Origin of the sequence: Nocardia sp. NPDC058518 (assembly GCF_042719655.1) — a bacterium.
Classification (GTDB): domain Bacteria; phylum Actinomycetota; class Actinomycetes; order Mycobacteriales; family Mycobacteriaceae; genus Nocardia.
This window is the reverse complement of sequence record NZ_JBHXNJ010000022.1, coordinates 17,082-43,152: the sequence shown is the minus strand read 5'-3', so window position 1 is coordinate 43,152 and position 26,071 is coordinate 17,082. Positions and strand designations below refer to the sequence as shown.

The window sequence follows — 26,071 nt, the reverse complement described above, 5'->3', positions numbered from 1 at the left end:
ACTTCGCGACCTGGGGTTATTCTGAAACCGATGCTGTCGGCGTGTGGCCCTTTGTCCCGCTGACCTGGCGATTGACCCGCTTCTCGGGGCTCGCCGAAAACCGCCTATTTCGCCCGGGATTCGTCATGTCCCGGTGGTGGCCTACGTGGATTTCTAGATCACTCACGATAATGACAGCTATCAGGGCTGCGGGCTCGCCACTTATCCTGGGACTCCGCCACTATCGGTCCAGGTGGCCGGTTGACGTGCGACTGACAAGCATGAGCGGGCCCCACTGCGTCGCCGTTTGAGCGCCGATGTTCCCGAACGGCATTACAGGCCTCGGTGGAAGTGCAGATGGCTGCCCGGCGAGGCGGTGAACATCCGGGCCTCGAAGAACGCCCGGCGCCGCCATCGTCCGTGGGGCTCGGTGTCGAGAACCACGGTGATCTCAGTCGAGGCCACTGCGCGGGCGTGCCGGAGGAATGCGTCAAGTAGGGCGGTGCCGACGCCAGCGCCTTCGTTTCGAACGCCGATGAGCGCGATGTGCCCGGTGCGCGGGTTTCCGGCAAGGAATCCTTCGAGCTGGCCGTCACGGGCAGCGACGAGCCGGCCGAGGTGTGGATCGCTGCCGTCGATGTTCTTGGACGCGGCGAAGTGACCGTCACGTAGTTGATGGAGTGCGTCGAGGTCGGTGAGTAGCTCACGTAGGTGCGCGGGCTCCCTGGTGATCTGGTCGACGACGATTCCTTGTACCACCAGGTCAGCGTGCCACACCAGGTTTCGGCCGCCGCGCGCGACGATGAGTCCGCCGCTAGCCAAATGTTAAATGATGACAGTTCAGATTTGATTACCTAGTTCCAGGACTCGCGTCAGGTAGATGTCCGATAATGTCGATTATCGGACACGTAACCACCAAACCCCCTGATAGAGCACAGTTTCCGTGTAACATCACCTGTGGCGACCGGGGGAAACGAGTCGGTGGCCACCGCTACGCTCGACGAAACCGCAGCTCAGCCACCGAATTCCAGGGGACGACCGTGACCGAATCACCCACACCCGCGCAGCCGACGATCATCTACATCGACGAGCCGGGGAACATCGTGCCGTGGCCGATGCCGTCGCTGTTCTCCGAACGTCACAGTGACGACACACCGGCGAACCCGAACCCGACTGCCGCCAACCAGTTCCCGGTCTTCCTGGCGCCCGCCGACCTCCGCCGCGACGGCACGGCCGACGCATGAGCGCGACCCCACGCGCCGGATCCTGGCGCGGACGACCCTCCGCGGGCGGGCTCCTCGGACGGGTGGGCGGCGTCGTCACCGCCATCGGCTGGTTCTACGTCGTGATGGCGTTCCTCGGACTGGCAATGTCGGGGACACTGAGCTGGTCCTACCTCGGCTGGAGCGCCACGGTTTCCGCGCTCGGGGTGACCATCATGATGATCGCGGGATACCGGCAATGGCACGACGGGGAACCACGATGACCGCGGAGTTCGAGCACCCACCGATCCTCGCGGTCCCCGTCGCAGCCGCCATGGTGTGGAACCAGCACACCCCGGGCGGGTGTCGATGCCTGTGCCAGATCTACCACCGCGGCGTCGGCTCCGGCGGGTGCACCCGCGCCGCCGAACCCGGGCTGCTCATCCGGCTCGAAGTCACCGGACCGGACACGACCCCGCCGCAGCTGGCTGTCGAAGTCGACCGGCCGCTGCCCGTCTGCGGCCGCTGCTACCGGCTCCTGGCCGTCCCCAACACCCCGGCCGCCGTCCTCCGCGAAGGCCTCGACGCCACCATCGCCCGCCACGGCACCCGATTCGAGGCCGCCGCTGTCGCGCTGCTCGCCGACACCGGACTGCTCGACCACCGCGGCATCCGCGCCCAGCTGAACACCGACACCCTCTACGACGACGGAACCCCGGTGCCCCTGGTGAGCCTGCACTGGCGCGCCCTGGCCCACAGCTTCGACGACCTGACCCTCGATCTGGACCAGGAGCACCTGCTCGAGCTCGCCCTCGGCCTGGTGCTCAACGAACCCGTCCACCTCACCGAGATCCTGCGCGAAATCGACCCCCACTACGCCTCCACCGTCGCCGAGGCCGTCTCCATCGCGCTCGGGCTCACCGAGCCGAGCACCCCGGCCGACACCACCACCCCGCCGACTCCAGGAGAACCCTCCTCATGACCGACATCGCCACCGTCGCAACCGACGAGCTGCGCGCCTGGCTCATCACCGGCTGCGACCTCGCCGACAACGACCACCATCGCGCCGGGATCGATCTGCTCGACTTCGCCGGCCTGCTCGACCGCCGCGCCATCCGCGCCCACATCGATATCGACGACCCGGACCACAGCGACGGCCTCGAGCCCTGTGCGGCCCGGGTCGACTGGGCCGCACTCGGCGCCGAGACCGACCTCGGTCCGCTCGGCGGTGCGCAGCGGCGGCTATTGGCCCTGGCGGTCAGCATCGCCGGCGGCGTCCCGGTCGACCTGCGTGACGCGGTCAGTGTCGAACTCGGCGCCGCCCACGCCCGCGCGGTGCTGGCTGCTGTCGTGCGCGCGCTCGGCTTGGCCGATGATGTGCAGATCAGCGACACCCCCGCCTACCTCGAACGCAAACGCGCACACGCCGAATGGCTCGCAGGGTTCGAGGCCGAAGCGGAGCAGCGGGCATGAGCCTCGAGGATATGTTGCCGGTACCCACCGAGCAGGAGCATGCCGCTCGGCGGGTCGATCTGTTCTCCCGGGCCCGCACGGTGCGCGCCCGCCGCAACCGCATCGCTGTGAATCGAGAATGCCCATGAGTCAACAGAATTCGCCGCTTTCCGCCGCGGCCGCCGCAGTGCAGAAGCCGCCCTACAGAATCGTCGACGCGCGCAATGTGGGCTGGATCGTGCAGGTCGGTACCGACCAATACCGCTGCTTCGACCCGACCGTGTCCGGTGAGCCGACGATGGTGATGGCGACGCTGGCCGAGATCACTGCCGAGCACGGCCCGGTGCGCCCGGTGCTACCCTGCCCGGCCGACGACGCGACCGCACTCCAGTCCGCCTTCGATCGCGCGGGCCGCAAGACGATCGCGTCGATCGCCTCCGCTGTCGAGGCGATCCACTTCGAGGCACGGAACCGGTTCGGGCCTTGGGATTCTGATGTGTCGGGCACTGCCGCCTACGCCGAGCGCACCCTGATCGCGGGGAGGCCCGGGTCGTGGGAATCGGCGCGGCTGACCGAACTGTGGATCTTCGGCGCGGAGCTGAATCTGTGGCCCCGCGACAACCGCGCCGACGTGGCCGCGATGCGGAGCACCGGCCCGAATCCCAAACGCGTCGACGTCACCGCCCGCGACGAGATCGCCGAGGTGCTGCGCCGCTGGACCGGTGACCCGGAGCGCTACGTCGAGGTCGCCGAGAACCTTTCCGGCATCGTCTCGCGCTACGCCGACGACCTCTACGGGCAGCAGGGCTGGAAACAGATCGCCGATCAGTGGCTGCAACCCGATGCCCCGCTGCCCGCGGCGGCCGCCGCGCCGATGCGCGACCTGTTGTATTCCAAGTCCGAGCACTACCGATGATCACGCCGACGCCGATGCGAGGGCACCGACCATGACCGATCCCGCACTCACCGACGACGCCACCGAACTCGACGAGATCGGCGCGCAGGTGATCGCCCTGCTCACCCGTGCAGCCAGGATGCAGCGCGGGGTTCCAGCGATGCTGCGCGGGCCCGCTGCCACCGCCCCGACCCCGCCCCGGCTCACCGAACCGGTCGACTTCGCCGGTTTCTTGGTCCCGATCCTGGCCGCGGTCACCGCCAACCGCGGCGGCATCGGGGCTCTGCTACAGGGCCGCCCGGGTAGCTGGGAAGCCGATGGCCTGCGGACCCTGCTGGAAAACGCGGGCTGCGAAAACCCCGCCCAGCTGTGCTTCTATCGCACCGACACGGTCCGGATCGAGGTGTCAATCGAAGCGATCCTGGAGACCGAGGTCCCCGTCGACCCCGACCCGGACAATCCCACCGCGCCCAGGTGGAGACCGCTGCTGGCCGAAGGTGAAAGCTACGACGAGCAGATTTGCGCGCTCACCGCCGCCGACGATGCCGCCTACGCCGAACTCGAGGCGCGCTACGCCGGGCGCGACGACGACCCCGAATGGGCCGCCGCCGAGAACCGGTTCGCCGACGAGTCCGGCGAGCGGGAAGAGGCCCTATACCGTCGATGGCAAGCCCGCTACGACCGCTACCTCGCCGCGTTCCGGGCCACCGTGCACGCCCGCGCCGCTGAGCTGGGCATCACCGTGCCCGTCGAGGTCGTCGGCGAGACCGACCCCGAGAAGACCTTCGACGCCGCCCGCGCGACGACCGACCTGTGGGACACCGACACCCTCGCCGCACAGCTCTACGAATACGGCGCCGTGCACACCCCCACCGACCTGCTCACCACCGACGCACCCGAGGACACGACCCGATGAGTCACTTGCCCACCCAACAGGAAATCTTCACCCAAGCCCTCAAAGCGCTCGACACCGCCCGCAACGGGCTCTCCGAAGCCCGAGACGAGCTGAATTCGGACTGGGCCGGCGTCGAGACCGGCCTGACCCTGCCCGCCGCCGCGGGCGAGCACCGCCGCCTCGCCCGCGCCGCGATCGCCACAGCCAAGGAACAGATCGACATCGCCAAGAGCGAGCTCTACAACGCTCTGCGCGTCTACGCACCCGAGGACGACTACGTCCTCGACGACCCCCGCGCCGAAATCATCGACGAGCAGGGTGGTCGGTGAGCGACACCGAGCCGACCTTCGTGGCCATCCGCTACCTCGCCCGCGGGCTGCCAGAAGGACATTCGGCCCGCTCGCTGGCCGACGTGGTAGTGGCCAAGACCCAACACGGGTGGCGCGTCGGCGACGACGCGGGCTGGGTCGGCCCCGGCGGCGAACGCGTCAGCGAGCCGGTCACCATGGACCTCGACACAGCCCGGGAAGCGGCCCTCGCCGAGGCCAAGACACTGGCCACCGCCGTGCTGGCGGTCCACCCCCGATGAGCACCGAGGCCGGACGGCTACGCTCGGTCGCGACCGGCGGCGATCACCCCGACCTGATCGCCGCCGACGCCGCGCGCACCCACTACGCCGCGGCCGCGACACCCGCCACCACGACCCGCGCCTACTCCGAAGGGTGGGAGGCATTCCGTACCTGGTGCGGCACAGTGGATCTGGCATCGTTACCGGCCGACCCCGTCACCGTCGAGCGGTACATCGCCCTCGGCGCCGTGCGCAAGGACCTCTCGGCGTCGACGCTGGCGGTGTGGATCGCCGCGATCGCCGACCGCCACCGCGACGCGGGCCATCTCGACCCGACCACCGGCGAGAAGGTCCGCGAGGTCCTGGCCGGAGTCCGCACCACCCAAACCCAGGCCGGACACGAAATCGACCAGGCGCCACCGGCCGATCACCCGGTTGTGGTCGCGGCGATCACCACCGCCCATGCCACCGCAGTGACCTGGCCGGAACAGGTCGCCGCGCGCCGCGACATCGCGTTGATCCTCACCGGCTTCTCGATGCTCGGCCGTCGCAGCGAGATTGCGGCGCTGGCAGGGTCGGACCTGTCGTTGACCACCGACGGCGAACGGCTGCTGCGGATCCGGCGCCGTGGAAGCAAGGCCAACCGGGGAAAGATCACCCACGTGTACCGCCGCGCCGGAACCGGCCCGGCGCTGCACTGCCTGTGGTGTGGGCTGCACCGGTGGCTGGTCGTGCTCGACGCCCGCGACCGGGCCGCAGACCGCGAGGTCCGGCGCCAGAAACGCCACCGGCACACCACCATCGTCCAGCCCGCGGTCAACCGGGCGGTGTCGATCGCGGTGCAACGGGCGCTGGTGATCGACGACGCCGACCCCCGCACTCACCGATGCGCGCAGGCATGGCCCGAACTCGCCGACCCGGACATGCCGTTGTTCCGACCGTTGGCCAAGGCGGGCCAGCCGTTGGAGCGGGCGATCTCCGACCGTCAGGTCGCGCGCATCATCCAAGCCCGGGGCGCCGCAGGCGGGTACACGACACTGCGCGGGCATTCCTTGCGCGCGGGCGGGGCGACCGAGGCGTTCGAGCGCGGCGCCTCGCTCGCCGACGTCATGGCCCTGGGCGATTGGCGGAGTCCAGCGTCGGCCCTGCGCTACGACCGCAACCGCGAACGTCGCTCGGTCCGAGTCGACCTGGGCATTTGATGACTCAACCACGCATATCGAAGGCAATGGCCGGCGTGAGCGGCTCATGAGCGCACCCAGTGCATTCGACGCCGAGGGTGATGACCCGGCCGCCACCGAGCTCGCTCGGATCACGGCCCTCGTCGAGGGACTCGGCGGCGAGCACAAACGTGAACGGGGCCAGGCCGGGAGCACATTCGACGACGATCCCGCCGTCGTCGAACTGGAACAGGTCTTGGCGCGGGTCCGCGGCTTGACCGGCGAGCACGCGCGGGAATGGGAACAGTTCGCAACGTGGGGCATTGCCCACGGACTGCCGGTGCTACCCGCACCCGCGTCGGTGCTGCTGGACTACTTGGCCGCTTACCCGGGCACGCTCGCCACCCAGCGCGGCCGCGTGAGCGCCATCGCCGCCGCGCACCGCCGCGCCCGCCGTGCACCCGGTGACCCGCTGCCGATCGTCGCAGGGTCACCACCGCGGGTCGGTGTGCCGTCTCCGGGCGATGCCGAAGCGGTCCGGCGCATCCTGCGCCCAGCCGAGCACTCACGCACGGGTACGCGCGCCCGCCCCGGACGGGCACAACGGCTTGCCTGCGCGCGGGCCGAGCTCGAGCCGGTGATCGCGCACCTACCGGTCACCGGCTGGCCCCACGCACTCGTCGGGCGCCGAGACGCGCTGGTACTGCACCTGATCACCGCCGGACTGGCCTTCGACACCATCGCCGCACTACGCCAGCGCGACGTGCGCATCCACGACGCGGTCGTGGTCGTGGGCACACAGCCGCTCGTCGAGCTGCCTGCGACCGGCTTGCCCACCACCTGCCCGGTGACCGTCATGCGCCGGTGGGCCACCGTGCTCGCCTACGCACCCCGCCCCACCGGTCACATCGACCTCGAACGCCTACTGACCGGCACGGCCGAAGACGAACCAGTCACCGGACTGCTGCCGCGATGGGCCGAGTTGCCGCTGCTGTGTCGGTTCGACGAACGCGGTTTCGCCGACGGCTACATCGATGAGCTCGCCCCTCTCACCCGCACCGAGATCATCGACATCTTCACCAGCCGACGCGCTTTCGACATGCCTTCCGAAATAGTCGAACTGTCCGCAGACTGGCACGAACGCGGCGTCGCGGCCCGTCACCGCGACCACGCCACCAGCCAAGACCTCGACGACCTGCTCACACGCCTCGAGGACATGCTCGACGATGTCGGTGAATACGACGACTGGACCGAGGAATAGCTGGCTTGGCTGGGCTATGTCCCGTTCGTTACTGACAACTCCGATATCGGTTGCGGGCGCGCAAGGCGGGCTGCCGACCCGGTCCACGTCCGTAAACGTGCCTTATCGGACGTGGACCTAAAGCCCTCTCGAAAACCGTGCGGACAATCTGAGATTCGTCATTTCGATGTCAGTTGCCGACCTGGGGATTCGTCATTCGTGTCAGTAGAGTTCGTCACAAGATGTCAGCAAAGACCTGGTCAAGGACCTGATCTGAGATGAGGGCGGCCGAGCCGGAAACGTTCGCAGAACCTCCCTGGAGATGTCAGTAATGGCGAGTCACGACTGACATTCCGCGGCCTCCTGCTCGTGATCGCGCAGTAGCCGCATCATGGTGGCCGGTGAGGGGTGTTGGCCCTTCTTCTTGCCCTTGGTGATGACCAGGCGCGCGGCGATGTCGCGCAGGCTGTGGTTGCTCTCGCGCAGGTGCAGCGCCATCGACAGCATGGCGTCATCGACGACGGCGGCGCCGCCGATGGTTTTGCCGCGCTGGCGGGCGGAATCGTGGCCTTCGAGAGTGCGGTCGCGGATGTATTCGCGTTCCATCCCCGACAGCGCGGCCAGCACGGTGAACACCACCCCGGACGGGTCGTGGGAGCCCTGCAGTTCACCGGTGAGGAACTCCAGCCCGATATCGGCGGCCTTGAGCTGTTCGGCCAGGGCGGCGAGCTCGATACCGCGGCCGAGTCGTTTGTGTTCGTGCACGACCAGGGTGACCGCGGCGCCGGAGGCACGGATCTCCCGAGCCAGGGCGACGGCCTTGTCGAGCTCGGGGCGGTTCAGGGCGCGGGTGGAGATCTTCTCGGAGAAGATCCGGCCGATGCCAGCGGCGCGCAGGGAGTCGAGCTGGGTGTCGAGGGACTGGCGCACGGTGGAGGCGCGCGCGTAGCCGATACGCACGTGCCCGCCCGACTCGGCGGTGGCCGCGGCCGGGCGCGGCAGCTCGATCCACGTCTGTTCTCGCTGCCTAGGCCAGTTGGCGGTCCACACCCCAGACTCAATCAAGCCGAGTCGTGGCGATCGCCATGCGGGCACCGTAGGCGAGTAGTCCGTCACTAGCCAACTGCGAAGCCTGGCTGAGGAATTCATCCCGGAGACGCCGGAGTTGCTGAGCATCGACGAGGGTGACGTCGTAGTACGAGTCGACAGCGGACTGCCATATCTGGTCCGGTGTTGCGTCGGCGCCGGGGCGAACCTCGGTCCAGTTGATGGCTTGGAATCCGGCGGCCGTCACCAGTTCGTTCAATCCCTCACGGGTGCGTGTGCGGCGGTCGCCGAGTGAGGGCATCGCCCCCTGCTGCTGGGCGGCGGCAAAGATCGGTTGTGCCAGCTTCTGGAACAACCCGTGTCCACTTGCGGGCGCGGGTCGCAGGCCGACAGAGATCGCGAGCGCGCCAGCGGGTTTCAGCACTCGTGCCGTTTCGGTCAGGACTTGTTCGATATCAGCCATCAGCATCAATGCCATGTGGGAGACCACGGTGTCGAATGCGTCGTCCTCGAACGGGAGCTCTTGGGCGCGTCCTTGCCGCACGTCCGCGCCAGACAGCTCCGGTCTGCGCTCGGCGGTGGCGAGTTCGACCTCGGACAGGTCGATGCCGGCGAGACTGGTTGCACCGTTGCGGGCCAGGACTGCCAGTAGGGAACCGTCGCCACATCCGAGGTCGAGTACTCGGCGAGCATCCGGGACCTGGTCTGCCAGGAACTGGTAGCTCGATCGCCCATCGGGCAGCGGGTTCGCCAATACGTACCGGCTCATCGCCCCCGGCATCTGGTTGTGTGTCCGTCGGTAGAAGTCTTCGCCTGCGCGTACCTTGTCGGTTGCGGTCATGAAACGAACCTAACTGCACTGCGAATAGGTGCTTTTGGGCTGGGGGGGTCAGAGCCGTCAGGGCGTGGTGGAGAGCATTTCGAGCACGTCCGTGGTGGGTCGCACGTCACCGAATGAGCGGTAGATGGTGTGTGTAGGTCGGCGTTGTGGTCCTGGTCGCGGCGGGCGGCGTTGGCGTACCCCGGACAGATCGTGAGAGCCCTGGAGTTCGCCGCATCGGCCACCCGCCCACGCCTTCCGAACCCTTAGCTCGCACCAGATCCGCGCAAGCGCACTGCGAATTAATCACCCCCTCCGGCAACCACCTCCCAGCGCCCGGTGGCGATCCGACGAACCTGAGACCCGTCATCAGAATTTCAGCGCCGCTCGTCATCAGAATGTGAGTAGAACCGACCGCTGATCAGGTGGTTCGTGGGGCCCTTGTGACGAGGCCGGTGTGCGGCACCGTATCCCTACGAGCGGATAACGCACGCCCGATCCGACGACGAAGCAGCTGCACTTGAGATCGACCCATCCCGCCGCGACACGACCTCGATCGCAGGTGGAGGTCGCTCGGCCTTTCGGTGAAGGTCGCAGCAGAGGGATCGTTACTTGAACAAACGACCAGCAGTCGGCATGGCATAGCTGGGGAGCTGCAGAGATTGCAGGTTCGGAATCTTCACTCTTGAGTAACGCTAACTTTCGGCTACATGAACTAAATGAACAATTATGTGTATGGGTTTGCCGGTCAAACGACCTACTGTTAGGTTAAGGATGAGGGGGGAAGGAACTCAGAAGCTCCCTCATGCTGTATCACGAAACTGAGATGGAGATTCACTATGTCCTTTTCTGAACTGATCGCCAACGTGATCGAAGAATCCCCCGAAGGTTCGGAGCTGCTGTGCTTCGACCAGGCTTCTCCTGGCGCCGTGTAGTAACTGAAGTTATGGCTTGTCGGTCATCGTAATCGGACGGTGAGCCACGATTTCGGCACATTGGGCGTGGTCGCAGTCAATAGGCTGTTGACCACGCCCAATGTCTGGGATGGCAGTATGGTTTCAAGCTCGCCCGTACGAAAATCGTTGCTGGCGCGCTCGATGAGGCGCGGGGGAAATAATTTGCGGAGCTGCAAGTGTTGAAACTTCGATATCCCGTGACGTTTACGCTTAGGGGTGACCGCGCAATTCTGGGTGCACCTTATTCTAAGCGTCGAGTCACCGTGCCGGAGCGGCTTTTGCCGATGCTGATCGAAGAGATCGAACTTGGCGGCTCAGAGGTGGGTGAGCAGCCGATTCTGCAACAACTGTCCAAGTATGGATTCACCGTCGACTCTAGTGAGGTCGACAGTGAGACTGTGCCGGAGGTATGGCGGCTCTGGGGAACGGCAGCGTGGGCATTTCACTCTGCGACCCTCGACGCACCGTTCATTGGAAAAACCACAGGTGAAGCGGATGAGCGCTTCGACCAGTACCTGTCCGACCTCGGCGAGCGAGAGCGGCCGACCGCGCCGACAGCCACCGAGATACGCGGTGACGAGATCTACCTGCCCAGGGTCACGCCGCGCACTCAGGTCGAGTACTTCGAGGTTGTAGAGGACCGCAGAACCCATCGTCGGTTCGACGACGCGCCGGTTAGTTTGCGAGCCTTTTCCGTTCTAATGCAGAAGACATTCGGACCGGTATGGTTCTCCCACGCCAATAATATGGGCATGGTACAACTCCGTGGTGCGGCCAGCGGTGGCGCCCGACATGACACCGTTCCCTATGTGTATATAGACAACGTGGTCGGCATTCCTCGTGGCGTATACGAGTACGACGAATTGCTTCATGCCATTCGCCCGCTTCCATGTCAGATCGACAACGGAAAGATTGTCGACATCATATACGGTCAAAATATCATAGACAAAGCGGCCTTCGTGATATTTTTGACCTCACGAGTCGACCGGTTGCATTGGAAATATCCGCACCCTCGAGCGATGCGGGTAATGTATCAGAATTCTGGCTGCATTGCTCAACTTTTTTCGATGAACGCTACCGCGCTTGGTCTCGGAGGATCAATGACGGGGGCGTTTCAGGACACACTACTGTCCGACCTGCTGTCCTTGGATCGCGATTGCGAAATACCCGTATTCATCATGGGATGTGGTATACCTAGACTCCGTGATGACGGGTTGCCACTACGCCATTCGCACCATGCCGGGGAAGTTTCGATGAATGGTCGCTGATGCCTATAAATCTACCCCTACTCTGATCTATATCGGTCAGTTCCTTATCGCATTGACGGGGTATGCGTCGACCATTGCGCTGACCTATGTCATAATTTCGGCGTCGAATCACGACTACGCCGCAGTTGGTGCTGTTTCAGCGTTGTACGCAGTAGCGGCGCTGATCGGAACCCTTAATGCACCGCTACTGATCCGCAAAATCGGAACGCGCGCGACGATCATGCTGTCCGCATTCGGCTGCGCCACCGGACAAATCGGGGCATGGCTGTGCTTCGACCAAGACTTGCTGGTAGCCGGTGCCGCCGCAGCGGTTTGTAGCGGACTCGCGGCCGCGCCGGTCACCGCGGCGATGGCATCCCTGCTACGCGAAGCTGTTCCGGTCTCGACGCTCAGGGCTAGTATCGGGAGGCTCCGGACAGTCCGCAACGTGGCCATCGTGGCTGGCCTGGTAGCAGGTAGTCCGGCAATCGCTGCTTTTGGTGCGCCGACGATGCTACTCGCCGACGGTTTGTTCAAAATAGCCGCTGGCATGGTGTTTCTGTGGGTTCCGGGCCGTCGCGGGCAGGAGAAGCTCCCGTCGACGCGACGTCACGCGGGATTCGCACTATTGGCAGGAAACCCTGCCTTTCTGCTGGCCGCCTGTCTGGAAGTGCTTTTCCAACTCTGCTGGGGTGCAGCCACTCAGGTCAACGCGCCCGCACTGTACGAGTCGTCGGGGAGAGGGAGCCAGTGGCTCGTACTCGCGGCGGCGCCATTGGTAGGTGCTGTCTTCGCCGGCATCTACACATCCAGGGTCTCGACGGCACCTCGGCTGGTCCCACCGTTGCTGATCATCGGGGTGGCGGCCGCCTGGCCAATCGCCATCGCAGTCGAGGCCGACAGCGTCCTCAGTTTTGGCCTGGGCATGGTCGGCGGCGCGGTCATGGAATACCTTGCGGCGACCTGGATCTCGGCGATGGGGCTCGTCCTGGGCCCCCAGGAATTCGCCGCGCTGTTCGCCGCCCAGATGGCATTGGGACTAGCTGTAGCGCCGATCAGCAGAATCGGCGGCGGGCTGCTGTTGGAGGTAGTCGGGCCGCACACCTCGATGTTTATGATCGGGTGTTTGCTTGCCTCGATCCCTGTGCTCACTCTCGCCTGCCGTCCGCTTGTCCGTAACGACGCAGATATCCAGAACCAGTGGGAGGCCGCTCGTGCTTGACCAACACCGACCCGATCAGGAACGGATATGGGACTCCTGGTCCGAGGTCTATGACAGCTGGCATGCCCAGGAAGATCCCGAATCACCGGCGCGTTTCCTCAGCGCTCTGGCAGCCCGGTCCAACGCGGCCCGGATACTCGAACTCGGTATCGGAACCGGCAGAGTCGCCTCACTTCTCGCCCAACAATGCGACGCTGCGGTGTTCGGAATCGACATCTCCGCCAAGATGGTCGAGCAGATCGGCGAGAAGTATCCGACGTTGGGGATCACCGCCGTCCAGGGTGACATGGCTGACCCACCGCCGTGGAACGAGTTCGACATCGTCTACTCGGTGTACAGCAGCATGCTGAACCTGACCGACCAGTCGAGCGTGCGCCGCTGCGTCGCCTCGGTCAGCGCGGCGCTGCGCCCGGGCGGTTACTTCGTCGTCGAGAACATGTATCCCCAACCCGGAGCGATACCTTCGGCTCCACGCTTGGCGGTCCGATCGGTCACCGACGGCGCGGTGATGCTCTCGGCATCGAAGTCGGACTTCCATGCTCAGCGCATCACGATGCAGGAAATCCTCATCACCGTAGACGGCGGCATTCAGATGTTTCCCATCGAAATGCGTTATGTCACGCCTCCAGAGCTTGACCTGATCGCCGAGCTGAACGGAATGCAGCTGCTGGAGCGGACTGGTGACTTCGAGGGAACGCCGTTCACACGCAACAGCACTCGCTTCGCCGCCGTCTACCAGAAGTCGAACTGAGTCGCTGTCGCGAAAGGGGAGAAGACCATGGCCATGACCGAGACCGAAACTAAGAAGGAGACCGGCACCCCGCCCTACTGGGTGAGCCGAATGTTCTCCGACATCTATGACATCAACGACGATCCGGCGGGTCAGCATGCGCTCGAAGCGTGCGCGGTGAGCAAGATGCTGGAAGCCAACTCGAGCCTGGGCGCACCGCTCGTGGCTCTGCCGAACATGCTGCAGGAGCCGTGCCGCACCGACTACCTGACGAACATGCTGAGCACCTTCAAAAACGTCGGGATGGTCCGCCACAACGAGCAATACGTCGCCCAGATGCCCGAAGACTACGTTGCACCGTTAGCCGCGCTGTTTGCCGATGGTGTGCACCGCGAGCTCGGGGTGGAGCTGGTGTCTAACGGCGTTGGTCGATACATCCATTACCGGGGCACCGGAGCACATCACTTCATCCACGTCGATAACCCCTCGTTCGGTGATGCGACCGCGCTGGTCGTTCTGGACTACGTCCCACCAACCGAGCCGAACACGGGCTCCCCCACAGAGACCCGTTTCGTCACCAGTTCAGGTGTTCAATCATTTCGATCCGAGCCCGGAAACGCCGTGGTTTTCGACGGCCGTTACCTGCCTCATGGCCGCACACCGCTCTGCGAAGGCGAAACGGTGACGATCGCGCTGCTGGGAATGATGCGAAAATGAGCGCTGTCTCAGCGGTTTCAGCACCTGCGCACTGGCACTGCTACCAGTGGTTTGGCCCAGGGAAAGAGCTCCTCGACAGAGCAAAACGGGATCCGATCATCAGCGAGCGTGAGTTCTTGTCCTCCAGGCTCCCGGCCAACTTGCTTCGAGACGAGCTCAAACGCGGAAGCCGCGCGGTCGCTCTCACCTGCCGAACCCCGGAAGAAGCCTTCGGTTGGGCGACGACGGAATACCAAGCAATCGAAGACTCGCTGGTCCAACCCGCAATGCTGTTCCCCGAGTTCGCCCACCGCGCCCCCTACACTGTGCCGTCTCTGCACCGGGGCCTAGACGTCGCGTGGGGGTTCTGGACCAAGAACTCGACGTTCCTATCTCTGGTGATCTTGGGCTGCGACGGACAGCGCGGCGGTTGCCCGATCATCTCGAGGGCAGTATGACGGCTCGACGTGAGCGGTGGCGCAGCACCTGGCCGACAATGCCACACGCCGATCTCGAACAGTATCTACGGCGCATCGGCTACCAGCATCCGCCGGTCGATCTGGGATCGCTCGTAACCGCGCACCTGCACGCGTTCCCGTTTGTCTCGATTCCGCACCGCCCGGTCGAGTCGATGGATCACGCTATTCACACGGCGTGTCACGAGTTCAGTGTTGGCGACTGCTTCTTCAACTCCATCGTGTTCAGGGCTGCCCTCGACCGACTCGGTTACACCGTGCACGCGGCACTGGCGCGGCCGTTGCCACCCGGATACGAAGACTGCACGCTGCCACCGACACACGCGATCCTCATCGCGTATACCGCAGGAACTCAGTACCTCATCGACGTCGGGTTTGGCGTCGACGGACCCCGAGTCGCGGTGCCACTTGACGGAGCGATGGTTGAAAACGTTGCCTCCCAACAAGGCTGGTGGGTAGGTGACGATGGTGACGGCCAATTCACACTGCACTACCGACACTGTGCCGAGTCCCGACCGCTCTACACGTTCACCGCCGAACCTGTGGCGCCAGCCGACTATCACGCAATGAGTTTCTACGCCTCGAACGCAACAGACTCACCGCTGTCTTCAACCGTCGTGCTTCATATGCTCACCCCCACCGGCGGCATTCGTTTTTCCAATAAGACTGTCGATCGTAGACATGCCGACCAGCTCACCAGACACACGATCGGCAATACCGACTTGGAGGACTTCCTGCGCACCGAGATCGGGATCCAGAACGCCGCGATTCGTACGCAGATCACCGCAGAACTTCGCTCGTAGAACGCGCAACTTCGTGATCTGAGAAAATCGTGATCGGCGCCGTCGAGGGCGCCGGTCTGGCACGGCCGCCCATCGTCAGCGCGGAGGCCTTGCCGCGCCAATAGGCAAGTCGTACCCGCAGGCCTGGATCGATACGGAACCGTTCCCGCTCCCGTTCCGACGGTGACGCTGCACGGCGGGGCCGCGAGCCAGCGCCATGTGCGTTCGGTGACGCCGAGCGAGGGTGTCGGCGGCCAATCGCACGTGATCGCTGGTCAGGTCATCGTGCTGATCGAGGACGGCCAACCTGTCGACCGCAGCTTTCCTCAGCGCACACATCGCAGCATCGGCCACCGCCCACGCCTTCCGAACCTGTCGGCTCGCAACAGATCCGCGCAAGCGCCCTGCAAAATATTCGACCACGAACCACCTCTGATCAGCGGCCGGTTTTGCTGACATTCCCGCGACGAATTGCTACTGGCATTCTGACGACGAGTGTCACAATCTGAAAAGGAATCGTCTCTGATTTGAAAGGCGACTGACGTAAGCGGCGAGCGTGCCCGAGATGTCAGCGTCAGTGATCGCCATTGGTTGCCTCCGTCGAAGCACGTGGCGTGCGGGAACGGCCGTACTCTACCGGCTGGGCCAGGCATTCGAAGCCCGGACGATCGTCGACAGCGCGCGACGATCGTCCGGTGCCGATCAGATGGCCTGTGCTACCTCTGCAGCGATGGCCTGTGCGGCTTCGGCGGGATCTGCTGCGTCGGTAATTGCCCGGCCGACGACGAGAATGCTTGCGCCACTGCGAATCGCGTCGGCCGGTGTCGCGACACGCTGTTGGTCGTGTACCGCACCACCGGCCGGGCGGATTCCGGGAACGACGGTCAGAATGTCGGGTGCCGCGGCACGGATGACGGAAAGGTCGCTGGCCGCGCAGACGACACCACCACAACCAGCGGCGACCGCGGCGGCCAACCGCTCGTTGAGCAGTTCCGGTGATGCATCGGGCGCGCTGGTCAACACGGTGACCGCGAGCACGGTCGGCGCCGCAAACCCTGCGTTGCTCGCACCTTCGCCCAGGCCCTTCACTGCGGCTTCGAGCATGGCCGTTCCACCGCCCGCGTGGACGGTCAGGTATTGGACGCCGAGTGCCCCGAGAACGGTGCTGGCTCCGTAGACGGTGTTGGGGATGTCGTGCAGTTTGACGTCGAGGAAGACGTCCATGCCAATGTCCTGGATGGCGCGCACGGCGTCGCGCCCGGCTGCGCTGAATAGTTGGAGTCCGACTTTGGCCACGCCGATGTCGGGTTGCACGGCCTTGGCGATGGACACCGCGGTGTCCAGATCGCTGGTGTCCAGGGCGATCGCCAGCCGGTTTCTGACCGCGGAGGTGGAGGTGGACATCGGGGTCTCCTTCTATTCGTTGTCGAGCGGTGCTTCGTAGGTGTCGAAGGTGATGACGCCGCCTTGTGCGGGTCGCACGTTGATGACGGCCTCGAGCGGTTCGCCTGTGGCGCCGTAGGTTCCGTGGATGTGTTCGATGACGATGCTGCTCGCGTCGATGCCGAACAGCTCCTGCTCGGAGGTGGTGGCGTGTCGTGCTCGGATCTCGTTGGCGGTACGCGTCACGGTGTGTCCGGCGTCTTCGATGAGGGCGACGACCTGAATGCGGTCGGCGGTTTCGAGTTCGGGAGCGGCTTTGACGATCGCTTCCGGGAAGAACAGGATCGTGTCCTCGGTCGCGATGTCATCGATGAAGGTGCGGCTGTTGCGGCGCAAGATCCGTGCGCCTTCTTTGATGCCGAGCAGGTGTGCGATCGGCAGTGGGGCGTTCGCCCATTCGCGGCTGATGGTGTCCTTGCGGACGTTGCCGCTGACGTCGCCGGCGAAGACCAGTCCCCGCGCGGCGCGGGCGCGGGCGTATCGGCCGTTCATCGGCCACCGGGTTCCGCGCAGTTCGGGCGGGGTGGGGACCGCTCGCAGCCCGGGCCGAGCGATCACCAAGCCTTCGGCGACCAGTTGTTGCACAGCCCGTCCAGCGGTCTTCATGTTGACGTCGAAGCGTCCAGCGATATCGCCGTTGCCGGGAAGGGGCGCGGCGTCGTAATCGCCGGCGAGCACTTCGGCTCGCAGCGTGTCTGCGATCGAGAGGTATTCGGGCTTTTTGGGCATAGCAAAGACGCTACCGGATTGCTAGTGGATATCCGCAAGCCCCCCACCACCTAGTACCTATCCACCTGGTGGACAACCACCATGTTGGTGGGTACCGTGTGAGATCCAGGTAGCCCGTGCACCGCTTCCGAGCACCGCACATCGAGGCAATGACATGCGCGTTCGCGTGAGTGTCCGCTTTGTTCAGGGCTGTCGCCCGGGTGGGAGGAGCTGGATGCGTACACCGCCGATCACGCAGAAACGCCGCTGCCGCTTGCCCGCCCGCAACCGTCTGTTGATCGCGCTGTGTCACGGCGACGATGACTCGGACCCGATCTGCGCCAGAGCACGTGAACTCGTCCGGTTGCATGGCACGCGCACGGATTCACCAGTCTGGGCGGCTGAATGTGACTGCCGCCGAGTCGAATTCATCAACCAGATCAACGAGCTGACTGCCACCATCCACCCGTCGCTAGCGCTGGCACATCCACAGACGATCGGCGAATTGATCGACCGGATGGCCGCGGCCGCCGAACGGGCGATGCGCCAACTTGTTGCATTCGGCGCTCAGTCGGAGCACATGCACCGGGCCTGGACACAACTCGCCGAGCTCGCGCTCGAGTACAGCGATCTGGTCTCGCACCTGTTCCACGTCGACGAACAACGCCAGACCCACCAATCCACCGACACAGCTCACCAGGGGTAGTGACACATGCTGGAGAACAGAAGCGACGCCGAACGACTCGCCACCCGATGGGGCATCGGCGCCGACGACATCATGCTGATCGCACTCAACGCGTGCGGTCTCAACGCCGATATCGGGGTGTCCCGGCTGAGGTTTCGGCTACGGCTGAACTCGCGTCCGGACGACCAGCTGTACATGATCTTGTCGCTGGGCCGCGACAGTTCGCCGTTCCGGTTGGTCGGCACGAAGGTCCTGCTGGGCGATGAGCAGGTCGCGGTCATCGACGTCGCCGAAGCCGATGACGCCGTGCTCGGGTACTGGCGCAACGAAGGCCGGGTCCTAACCCTGAACTCCAACGCGCGCAGTGCGTGCACCGGTTGTGTGTTCTGCCCGAACACACTCGAGGAAGCCAACGACCCCCGCCTGGCCCTCGACGACCTCAACGCCTACTTCTCCACCCTCGTCGACGACCAGCACGCCGGTGGTCTGTCGAACGTGGAGAAGGTGACCGTGTGCACCGGCTGCTTCCGATTCGAAGCGCTCGCGTTGACGCACCTACGGCAGGTCCGTGCGGCGATGACCGGGCACGACTGTGGTGGGGAGATCCACTTTCTGTCCAGCGTGCTGACCACCCCTGCAGGGTTGGCCGAGGCCGCCGCGATCGGCCCGTTTCACCTGACCTTGACCGCCGAGGCCTTCACCCAGCGTGACTTGATCCTCAAAGAATCCAAGGCCTCACTCACTCCGACCGAGATGGTGCGGGTCCTCGGTGACGCCGTCGATGCGGGAATCCGTACCGACTTCACCTACATCGTCGGCCTGGATCCGCTCGACAGCGCAGCTCGCCATCTGCGCGAGTTCGTCGACGTGACAACGACGTTCCCCCGGTTCCAGGTCTATCAGTCCCACACTCCGATGATGGACGTGTTCCTCGCCGACGGGGCGCGCAACATCGAGTTCTACCTGGCCGCGCGCCGCGAGATTGAGGAACTGTTCGGCCCGACCGGGCTGCGTCCGCAGCCCTGGGAGAACTACCGGCCCTTGTGGTACTTCAGCTTCGCCGACGAGCCACTGACCGGGACCCGGATCTGAGATGGGCACCCACACGATCACCGCCGTGATCACCCGGATGCTGCCCGCGCTGCCCGACGCCGCGCCCGCGGCCGATGTGCTGCCCGACTGGGCTGGCCCAGCGCGGTGCCGCCCGGCGGCCCAGCCGTGGCCGGAAAACCTGACCCGCATGGCGATCGGCGTCGTCGACAACACCGGCGCGACGGGCTGGTTCGGGCCGGTGTCGGCCGGTGTCGCCGTGCTGGCCCTCGATCAAGTCGCGCCCGCCGTCATCGGCCGCGACGTCGATGCCTGGCGCGCGATGGCGTCGCTGATCCCGCAGGGACGGCACCGACACGGCGGCCATGTTCGGCTCGCGGTGTCGGCTGTCGAGCTGGCGGCGTGGGATCTGCGCAGCAACCTCGCGAATGTCGCGGTCGGTGTGCTGCTCGGGGGTGAGCGCCGTGCCCGGGTACCGGTGTACGCCACCGCGTTGGGCATCGACATCGACCACCCGCTGGCACCCGATATCGCGTGCTGGCTGGCCGGCGAGGGTTTCTGGGCCCAGAAATGGGGGCTGCCGGGCGCGGTGCGCGGTGAGACTCCCCGCACCGATGCCGTGCGGCTGCAACGGATCCGCGACGCAGTCGGCGATGAAGCCCGGATCTGTGTGGACGTCGGCGGCCGATGGTCGGCCGACTACGCCCGCCGAATGCTGCCGGTGCTGGCCGAGGTCGGGGTGTGCTGGGTCGAGGAACCGGGCGCGCTATCGGACACCGATCTGGCGCGCCACGGCCTGGCCCGAGCCGCAGGTGAACACGACTATGACCCGGTCGACCAGCTGGGCAGTCTCGGTGGCGATGTCCAGATCTGGCAGCCGGACCCGACGTGGTGTGGTGGGCTCGCTCACGCTCTGTCGATGGTGGAACTGGCGGCGCTACGGGGCATTCGCAGCCTGCCGCACGGGTCCGGTTTGGCGGTGGCGTTGGCCCTGGCTGCGAGCGCGCCCGCTGATGCTGTCGCGGCGATCGAGTACCACCTGACGCTGGAACCGTTGCGCCAAGACCATCAGCTCGAGCCACTGGTTCCCGTCGCAGGTGAGCTCGAAGCCCGCACGGTCGCTGGGTTGACCAGCGGGTATCGCTTCGAGGAAGGAGAAACCGATGCGGCAGCGTGAGGTCCGTGCGATCTGCTTCGATATCGGTGGGGTCCTGGTTCGCATGCCGCGCGGTGTCCTGGCCACCGAACTCGCCGACCTGTTCGGTGCGCCGGTAGAGCACGTTCGTGACCTGCTGATCGAACACGCCAAGACCCGACGCGCACCAACCCAGGAACTAGCCCGCATCCTCGCCGCCGAATGCGCCCGACCCGACGCCACCGACGCGGTGGCCGCTCGACTGCGTCTGCGGGTCGCCGACATGGCCGACCCACCGTTGTATCCCGACGCGATCACCACGCTCGAGCACCTCGCGGCGACCGGATTCCGAATCTGCCTGTTGTCGAATGCGATCGGACCCGACCCCGACACCCACATCCCGACCCCGCCGTACTTCGCCCTCGCCGAAGTAGTCCTGCACAGCTGGCAGATCGGCGCGTGCAAACCAGACCCCGCGGCGTTCCACGCCGTCGAGTCGGCGATGGGCCTGTCGCCGCACCAGCTGATCAATGTCGGTGATAGCGCCCGCTTCGACATCGACGGTGCGTTGGCCGCGGGCTGGTCGGCGATCCACCTCGTCCGCGACGCCACAGCATCGTCCCACCCCGAGGTTCCGCGCATCGGCGCGCTCACTGAACTGGCACCTCTGCTGACTGAAAGGCCTTGTCCGTGAACAACATTCTCGATGAGCTGCCATGCAAAGCAGGGTGGCTGACCGGCGCCCGGTCCGACCCGATCACGGGCCTGGTGGCCTTCCCCGACCTCTACCCGCGCGCTGTCGTCGATGCCCTGGACAGCGCGGCCGCCGAGCACACCCTGTTCGGCCTGGCCATCGGTGACGTCGATGACCTCAAGATCCACGTCGAGCACACCAACGCCACCGACCCCGACAGCTTTGGCCACCTCGCCGGAAACGCGCTGATGACCGAGCTGGGGGCCGTGTGCCGAGAGTGGTTCGCAGACACCGAGCTTCCCGCTGGCTGTGTGTCGACCTTCGGCGGCGACGAGGTGATTATCGTGGCTACTGGCATCACAGAGCGAGGGTTCACCGACTCGGTCACCGACCTGCGTGATCGCTGCCGTGACGCACTGCCGTGCACGGTGTCGTTTGCCTCGACCGTGGTCGGGCCAGGTTTGGTGTGGCCGAGCAAGGACCCGGCGGTACGCGCGAAGTTCCTACTCGCCGCCGTCGACCGTGCTCTGTTCGCGGCCAAAGCCTCCCGACGCGCCGCCCGCGGCCCCGCCGGCGCGGTCGTCACCGTCGATCTCGCCCAGGCGGTGCGCGATGCTGCCTGATCTGCCCACCACCCCGGTGAGCACCGGTGGTGCCGTTCGCCGACTCCACGGCCGCACCGTGCTCGTGCTCGATTTCGCCGCACCCCGCGGGCCCCACCGCGGGCGTCGTTTCCGCGTCGAGGACGACCATGGCACAACCGGCTGTTCGCGAGTGGTGTTCAACCTCGACGGCCGCGCCGCGTTGCGTCTGCCGCCCTGGGCGGCACGACAGACCAGCGGACTGGTGAGGCTGCGACTTCGTCCGTTGCCGGACCGCCGTAACCATCGTGTCCCCGCTGATCTGGATCGCGCCCTGACCGCAGCGGATCTCGACCTGGCCCACATCACCGGGCCCGAACTGACTCAGATGCTGGAGATGATCATCGAAGCCGGTGACGCGGCGGTGCGCGCGGACCGCATCACCGTGGTCGTGCGCGCGATTGGCCAGGCCGCCGCCGCACGAAAGGCCCGGCTATGACTGACACCTGGACGCAGCGTGTGAGGGCTGCCGCAGATTCGGCGACTGCTGAGGAGATCGATGCGGCGCGGCGCGCACTGGATTACCTGTGCCTGACCCAGCTGTACCTGCGCGACAACATCACCCTGACGGCGCCGCTGGAATCGCAGCACGTCAAAGCGGACCCGGCCGGGCACTGGGGAGTGTGCCCACCGGTCAACGCCGTCCTCGCCGCGCTCGGCCCGTATCGGCGTATGCCCGGCATCGACGTACGGGTTGTCCACGGGGGCGGTCATGCCGGTCCGTCCGCGCTGGCTCAGGCCTGGATCACCGGCGCCCTCGCCACCGGTGCCGACGGAATCGGTCACACCGAACACGACCTGCGGAGACTGTGCGCACAGTTCCCGCGCACCCGCTTCGGCGGCGAGATCACCCCGCTCATCCCCGGCCACGACCACCTCGGAGGCCAGCTCGGTCCCGCCCTCGCGATCGCCCACGGCATGGGGTTGGACGCCCCGAACCGGCTCTCGGTAGCGCTGATCGGCGACGGCGAATGCGAAACCGGCGCCACCGCAGCAGCCTGGCTGGGAGCGCGCGCCTTGATCGGCACCGGCACCCACGGCCGCGTACTCCCGGTCATCCTCGCGAACGGCCTGCGCATGGGCTCGGCGTCACTGCTGTCCGGCCTCGACCCACACGATCTCGCACAACACCTGGGAGGCCTGGGCTATCGGGTGATCACCGCCGGCCCGAGCACCGTCGAGATCGTCGACGCGATGGCCCGCGCACTGGGTGGGCTCGAACCGGCGCAACACGGCCCATCAACTGTCCTTGTCATCACCATCGACAAAGGCCACGGCGTACCGAACATCGTTGCCGGACAACAGCTCGCCCGCACATCCCGCGTCCACAAAGTCCCTCTGCGCAACCCACGCGAGAACGCTGCGGAATTCACCGCGCTGAGCCGCTGGCTCGCCACCTACCGCCCAGACGAGCTGTTCCTAGATGGTGCCCCCGTGGAGACGATCCGCAGTGTTCTCGCGCCTGCCGATCGCGCCCGTGTCGAGCTCGCCGCACCTCGTGGCTGCCTGGCGGCGGCGAACGCTGTCGCCGACCAGGTCGCCGGACTGAGCTTCGGTGATGCGCTCACCCGCACCCTGCGGCAGCTGAACGCGGTCTATGGACTGCGGGTTTTCAGTCCGGATGAGCTGAGTTCCAACAGGATCGAGCTGACCTCGGCCGCTGATTCCGGCTGGACGACCGAAGTGCTCAACGAAGAGCTGTGCCACGCCTGGGCACAGGGCTACCAGTCCACCGGACGACGCGCCCTCGTCATCAGCTACGAGGCATTCGCCCCGATCACCGCATCGCTACTGGCCCAGCAGCTGCTCGCCCACAGGCTTGCCGCAGCCGCCGGACGCCCCCCGACCCCGAGCCTGGTCTACCTGCTGACCAGCCTCGGCTGGCACAACACCATCACCCACGCCAACCCCGGCCTCATCGACATCGCGATCGGCACCGCCGACCCAGCCGTCCACGTCTACCTGCCCGCCGACGCCGCCCGCACCGCGGCCGCGCTCACCTTCGCCGTACGCAAGCTCGGCCGCGCCAGCCTGATCATCGCCTCCAAACACCCGATGCCTGCCCATCCGCTCACCACCGTCGACGAGGAACTGCGCAACGGGTATGCGGTCTGGGCGCATATCGCCTACGACCCGGACCCGGAGCTGATGGTGGTGTCGATCGGTGACCTTGCTGCCCGCGAACTCAGTAGTGCTGCAACAGTATTGGCCGCACACCTGCGAGTGCGCTACGTGCACATCCACGACCTGACCAGCCTCGGTGCCCCCGGCCGCCGCTCCGCGGCGATCCCCGCCGCCGACTTCGACCGGCTGTTTCCTCCCGGGGTGCCGATTCTGTTCGCCGCCACCTGCCACCCCGCGCCGGTTCATGCACTGCTCGGCGAACGCGGCGCACCGCGCACCGTCACCGTGCGCGGATGGACCAACCCACCCGTGCCGATGACCGCCGACGAACTACTCGACCACACCGCAATATCCGCGGCAGCACTACGTGAGGCCGGACTCGCCCTGGTCGACCACTCCGCGGCCCACCGCACCCCGATCCAGGAAGGAGTCCACTGAATGTCCTACGACCCCCAGGGACTGTTCGCCGGAGCTGCCCCGTACTACGCCCGCTTCCGGCCCGGCTACCCGGCGGCGATGTTCACCACGCTGCGTGAACGGTTCGGTCTCGACGGCACCCAACAGGTGCTCGACCTCGGGTGCGGCACCGGCCAGATCGCAATACCCGTGGCACCGCTGGTCGCCCGCGTGTTCGCCGTGGATCCCGACCCGCAGATGCTCGCCGAAGGCGCCGAGCTCGCCACCGCCGCGGCGATCAACAACATCAGCTGGTGTGAGGGCGACTCCTACCGACTCGACGACCTCGACCTTCCCGAACTGGACCTGGTCACCATGGGCGCCAGCTTCCACTGGACCGAGCGCACCGCCCTGCTCGCCGACCTCGACCACCGTCTCACCGCACACGGGGCGGTCGTGTTGGCCAGCGGCGGAGCGCCGGCCACCGCCACACCACCGCCCTGGCACGACGTCGTCACCGAGGTGCGCACCGCCCATCTGGGCCCGCAGCGCCGCGCGGGCACCACCACCTACACCCACCCCGACCTCACCCACACCGAAGTCCTGGCCACCTCGCCGTTCTTCGAGATCGACACCCTTACCTGGACATGGGACAAGGACCGCGACATCGACTCCGTAGTCGGACTCCAGTTCTCCTTCTCCTACAGCACCCCCGCCCAATTCAGCGACGAAAGTGCCCGCGCCGCATTCGAATCCGACTTGCGGGCCGCACTGGTCGACCAGTGCGGCATAGATGCGGTGCTCACCGAACACCTCACCACCGAGCTGATCATCGCCACCCGACCGAACGGAGGGTCATGACCCGCATCCCGCTCCGGATCACCCCCGCCGAGGCCGCCGACACAGGTCGTGTCGTCGTCGAATGGATCATGAGCAGCGTCTGCAACTACGCCTGCCACTATTGCCCGATCTACCTGCACGACAACCGCGTTCGTTGGCCCGACTACGACTCTGTCCACCGGTTCGTCGGTACCGTCGTCGAGCACTACCGCGGCCACGACATCACCTTCCTGCTCAGCGGCGGCGAGATCACGCTCTGGCCGCACCTGCCACGCATGGCCGCAGATCTGCGTGCCTATGGCATCGATGTCGCGATTCTGTCCAACGGCACACGGCCCTTGGCCTGGTGGAACACCCATGCACCGACGTTCGACCATGTGCTGCTCAGCTACCACCACGAACGCGCCGAACCCGAACACTTCCGCGCCGTCGTCGACACCATCGCCGCAACGACCAGCGTCGATGTGAACATCGTGATCGACCCCACCGCCTTCGACACCACGATGAGTCTCGCCGCGACCATCCAGGCCGACGGCAACGCGCCGGTGCACCGCAAGATCATGTTCCTCGACGGCTGGGCCCGCCCGGCCGACTACAGCCCCGCCCAGCACGTCGCGCTCACCGACGGGCTCGCCACCGAGGTCGACCAGCCCGGATCTCGGGAATTCGCCCTGTTGAAAGGCGATCTCGACATCGAATACCTCGACGGCACACACCAGGTCATGACGCCGTCGCAGATCATCGACACCGGCGCCAACAGCTGGCCCGGCTGGACCTGCGACGTCGGCGCCGAATCGCTGTTCATCCGATTCGACGAGATCTGGCCGGCGTCGTGCCGCGAAGGCGGGCCCGTCGGATCGATCTTCGACACTAACCTGCGCCTGCCCACCGCAGGCGTCACCTGCTCGGCCACGTCCTGCAACTGCATCGCCGGCATCAAAGCCACCAAGGCAGCCCCGACTGCCGCCCACCACTGACAACCGAGGTG

The 26,071-nt window shown here is 65.9% G+C and carries 31 protein-coding genes; 26 read left to right on the top strand and 5 right to left on the bottom strand.

The features are described 5' to 3' along the window. Positions 1-312: 312 nt before the first annotated feature. Positions 313-801, bottom strand: a complete 489-nt coding sequence (locus ACFWPX_RS29840; protein WP_378931004.1) for a GNAT family N-acetyltransferase — start codon at positions 799-801, stop codon at positions 313-315. Positions 802-1,019: 218 nt separating this feature from the next. Between ACFWPX_RS29840 and ACFWPX_RS29835 the strand changes: the two genes are divergently transcribed. Genes ACFWPX_RS29835 through ACFWPX_RS29785 form a run of 11 tightly spaced genes read left to right on the top strand, consistent with a single transcriptional unit; the run spans position 1,020 to position 7,412 of the window. Next, positions 1,020-1,223 carry a hypothetical protein gene (locus ACFWPX_RS29835; protein ID WP_378931002.1) on the top strand — a complete coding sequence of 68 codons (204 nt, stop codon included), beginning with the start codon at positions 1,020-1,022 and terminating at the stop codon, positions 1,221-1,223. Continuing rightward, complete coding sequence (locus ACFWPX_RS29830; protein ID WP_378931000.1) at positions 1,220-1,465, top strand: hypothetical protein; 246 nt, start codon at positions 1,220-1,222, stop codon at positions 1,463-1,465. The genes ACFWPX_RS29835 and ACFWPX_RS29830 overlap by 4 nt, the downstream gene beginning before the upstream one ends. After that, complete coding sequence (locus ACFWPX_RS29825; protein WP_378930998.1) at positions 1,462-2,163, top strand: DUF6372 family protein; 702 nt, start codon at positions 1,462-1,464, stop codon at positions 2,161-2,163. The genes ACFWPX_RS29830 and ACFWPX_RS29825 overlap by 4 nt, the downstream gene beginning before the upstream one ends. Next, positions 2,160-2,654 carry a hypothetical protein gene (locus ACFWPX_RS29820; RefSeq protein WP_378930996.1) on the top strand — a complete coding sequence of 165 codons (495 nt, stop codon included), beginning with the start codon at positions 2,160-2,162 and terminating at the stop codon, positions 2,652-2,654. The genes ACFWPX_RS29825 and ACFWPX_RS29820 overlap by 4 nt, the downstream gene beginning before the upstream one ends. Beyond that, entirely contained in the window at positions 2,651-2,782 is a 132-nt protein-coding gene (locus ACFWPX_RS29815; protein WP_378930994.1) for a hypothetical protein, read from the top strand. Before ACFWPX_RS29820 ends, ACFWPX_RS29815 begins: the two co-directional genes overlap by 4 nt. After that, a complete protein-coding gene (locus tag ACFWPX_RS29810; RefSeq protein ID WP_378930992.1) occupies positions 2,779-3,549 on the top strand; it encodes a hypothetical protein in 771 nt (256 codons plus the stop codon). Before ACFWPX_RS29815 ends, ACFWPX_RS29810 begins: the two co-directional genes overlap by 4 nt. A 31-nt stretch (positions 3,550-3,580) precedes the next feature. Then, positions 3,581-4,444, top strand: coding sequence for a hypothetical protein (locus ACFWPX_RS29805; RefSeq protein ID WP_378930990.1), 864 nt, complete (start codon positions 3,581-3,583; stop codon positions 4,442-4,444). Then, the gene (locus ACFWPX_RS29800; protein WP_378930988.1) at positions 4,441-4,752 is read left to right on the top strand and encodes a hypothetical protein; all 312 of its coding nucleotides are present in this window, start codon (positions 4,441-4,443) and stop codon (positions 4,750-4,752) included. Before ACFWPX_RS29805 ends, ACFWPX_RS29800 begins: the two co-directional genes overlap by 4 nt. Beyond that, positions 4,749-5,012, top strand: a complete 264-nt coding sequence (locus tag ACFWPX_RS29795; RefSeq protein WP_378930986.1) for a hypothetical protein — start codon at positions 4,749-4,751, stop codon at positions 5,010-5,012. Before ACFWPX_RS29800 ends, ACFWPX_RS29795 begins: the two co-directional genes overlap by 4 nt. Beyond that, positions 5,009-6,193: a hypothetical protein gene (locus tag ACFWPX_RS29790; protein WP_378930984.1), complete on the top strand. Its 1,185-nt coding sequence runs from the start codon at positions 5,009-5,011 to the stop codon at positions 6,191-6,193. The genes ACFWPX_RS29795 and ACFWPX_RS29790 overlap by 4 nt, the downstream gene beginning before the upstream one ends. Positions 6,194-6,239: 46 nt before the next feature. Further along, complete coding sequence (locus tag ACFWPX_RS29785; RefSeq protein ID WP_378930982.1) at positions 6,240-7,412, top strand: hypothetical protein; 1,173 nt, start codon at positions 6,240-6,242, stop codon at positions 7,410-7,412. A 318-nt stretch (positions 7,413-7,730) separates the two neighbouring features. On the opposite strand, the gene ACFWPX_RS29780 is transcribed toward ACFWPX_RS29785, so the two are convergent. Both ACFWPX_RS29780 and ACFWPX_RS29775 read right to left on the bottom strand, forming a co-directional pair. Continuing rightward, the gene (locus tag ACFWPX_RS29780; RefSeq protein ID WP_378930980.1) at positions 7,731-8,441 is read right to left on the bottom strand and encodes a recombinase family protein; all 711 of its coding nucleotides are present in this window, start codon (positions 8,439-8,441) and stop codon (positions 7,731-7,733) included. A gap of 7 nt (positions 8,442-8,448) precedes the next feature. Then, entirely contained in the window at positions 8,449-9,279 is an 831-nt protein-coding gene (locus ACFWPX_RS29775) for a class I SAM-dependent methyltransferase (RefSeq protein ID WP_378930978.1), read from the bottom strand. Between the two features lie 1,219 nt (positions 9,280-10,498). Between ACFWPX_RS29775 and ACFWPX_RS29770 the strand changes: the two genes are divergently transcribed. From ACFWPX_RS29770 to ACFWPX_RS29745, 6 genes are all read left to right on the top strand, one after another. Further along, positions 10,499-11,482, top strand: coding sequence for a SagB/ThcOx family dehydrogenase (locus tag ACFWPX_RS29770; RefSeq protein ID WP_378930976.1), 984 nt, complete (start codon positions 10,499-10,501; stop codon positions 11,480-11,482). Continuing rightward, positions 11,472-12,683 carry an MFS transporter gene (locus tag ACFWPX_RS29765; RefSeq protein WP_378930974.1) on the top strand — a complete coding sequence of 404 codons (1,212 nt, stop codon included), beginning with the start codon at positions 11,472-11,474 and terminating at the stop codon, positions 12,681-12,683. The genes ACFWPX_RS29770 and ACFWPX_RS29765 overlap by 11 nt, the downstream gene beginning before the upstream one ends. After that, positions 12,676-13,434, top strand: a complete 759-nt coding sequence (locus tag ACFWPX_RS29760) for a class I SAM-dependent methyltransferase (protein ID WP_378930971.1) — start codon at positions 12,676-12,678, stop codon at positions 13,432-13,434. Before ACFWPX_RS29765 ends, ACFWPX_RS29760 begins: the two co-directional genes overlap by 8 nt. Positions 13,435-13,461: 27 nt before the next feature. Then, complete coding sequence (locus ACFWPX_RS29755) at positions 13,462-14,130, top strand: hypothetical protein (protein ID WP_378930969.1); 669 nt, start codon at positions 13,462-13,464, stop codon at positions 14,128-14,130. 409 nt (positions 14,131-14,539) lie between these two features. Beyond that, positions 14,540-15,388 carry an arylamine N-acetyltransferase gene (locus ACFWPX_RS29750; RefSeq protein ID WP_378930967.1) on the top strand — a complete coding sequence of 283 codons (849 nt, stop codon included), beginning with the start codon at positions 14,540-14,542 and terminating at the stop codon, positions 15,386-15,388. A 162-nt stretch (positions 15,389-15,550) separates the two neighbouring features. After that, entirely contained in the window at positions 15,551-15,823 is a 273-nt protein-coding gene (locus ACFWPX_RS29745) for a hypothetical protein (RefSeq protein WP_378930965.1), read from the top strand. A gap of 246 nt (positions 15,824-16,069) precedes the next feature. On the opposite strand, the gene pyrF is transcribed toward ACFWPX_RS29745, so the two are convergent. Together pyrF and ACFWPX_RS29735 are read right to left on the bottom strand one after the other, a co-directional pair. After that, positions 16,070-16,771 (bottom strand): orotidine-5'-phosphate decarboxylase, encoded by a 702-nt coding sequence (pyrF, locus tag ACFWPX_RS29740; protein ID WP_378930963.1) that lies wholly within the window; start codon positions 16,769-16,771, stop codon positions 16,070-16,072. A gap of 12 nt (positions 16,772-16,783) precedes the next feature. After that, a complete protein-coding gene (locus ACFWPX_RS29735; protein ID WP_378930961.1) occupies positions 16,784-17,539 on the bottom strand; it encodes a UTRA domain-containing protein in 756 nt (251 codons plus the stop codon). Positions 17,540-17,693: 154 nt separating this feature from the next. On the opposite strand from ACFWPX_RS29735, the gene ACFWPX_RS29730 reads away from it, so the two are divergent. From ACFWPX_RS29730 to ACFWPX_RS29690, 9 genes are read left to right on the top strand one after another with little or no spacing between them, the layout of a single operon-like run. Further along, positions 17,694-18,224 (top strand): hypothetical protein, encoded by a 531-nt coding sequence (locus ACFWPX_RS29730; RefSeq protein WP_378930959.1) that lies wholly within the window; start codon positions 17,694-17,696, stop codon positions 18,222-18,224. A gap of 6 nt (positions 18,225-18,230) precedes the next feature. Then, complete coding sequence (locus ACFWPX_RS29725) at positions 18,231-19,295, top strand: radical SAM protein (protein ID WP_378930956.1); 1,065 nt, start codon at positions 18,231-18,233, stop codon at positions 19,293-19,295. Between the two features lies 1 nt (position 19,296). Beyond that, the gene (locus tag ACFWPX_RS29720; RefSeq protein ID WP_378930954.1) at positions 19,297-20,430 is read left to right on the top strand and encodes an enolase C-terminal domain-like protein; all 1,134 of its coding nucleotides are present in this window, start codon (positions 19,297-19,299) and stop codon (positions 20,428-20,430) included. Continuing rightward, the gene (locus ACFWPX_RS29715) at positions 20,417-21,082 is read left to right on the top strand and encodes an HAD family hydrolase (protein WP_378930952.1); all 666 of its coding nucleotides are present in this window, start codon (positions 20,417-20,419) and stop codon (positions 21,080-21,082) included. Before ACFWPX_RS29720 ends, ACFWPX_RS29715 begins: the two co-directional genes overlap by 14 nt. Beyond that, positions 21,079-21,705, top strand: coding sequence for a GGDEF domain-containing protein (locus ACFWPX_RS29710; protein ID WP_378930950.1), 627 nt, complete (start codon positions 21,079-21,081; stop codon positions 21,703-21,705). Before ACFWPX_RS29715 ends, ACFWPX_RS29710 begins: the two co-directional genes overlap by 4 nt. After that, positions 21,695-22,162: a hypothetical protein gene (locus tag ACFWPX_RS29705; protein ID WP_378930948.1), complete on the top strand. Its 468-nt coding sequence runs from the start codon at positions 21,695-21,697 to the stop codon at positions 22,160-22,162. Before ACFWPX_RS29710 ends, ACFWPX_RS29705 begins: the two co-directional genes overlap by 11 nt. Beyond that, positions 22,159-24,285 carry a phosphoketolase gene (locus ACFWPX_RS29700; protein WP_378930946.1) on the top strand — a complete coding sequence of 709 codons (2,127 nt, stop codon included), beginning with the start codon at positions 22,159-22,161 and terminating at the stop codon, positions 24,283-24,285. Before ACFWPX_RS29705 ends, ACFWPX_RS29700 begins: the two co-directional genes overlap by 4 nt. Next, entirely contained in the window at positions 24,286-25,104 is an 819-nt protein-coding gene (locus tag ACFWPX_RS29695; protein WP_378930944.1) for a class I SAM-dependent methyltransferase, read from the top strand. After that, a complete protein-coding gene (locus ACFWPX_RS29690; RefSeq protein ID WP_378930942.1) occupies positions 25,101-26,060 on the top strand; it encodes a radical SAM protein in 960 nt (319 codons plus the stop codon). The genes ACFWPX_RS29695 and ACFWPX_RS29690 overlap by 4 nt, the downstream gene beginning before the upstream one ends. The last annotated feature ends 11 nt before the right edge of the window (positions 26,061-26,071 follow it).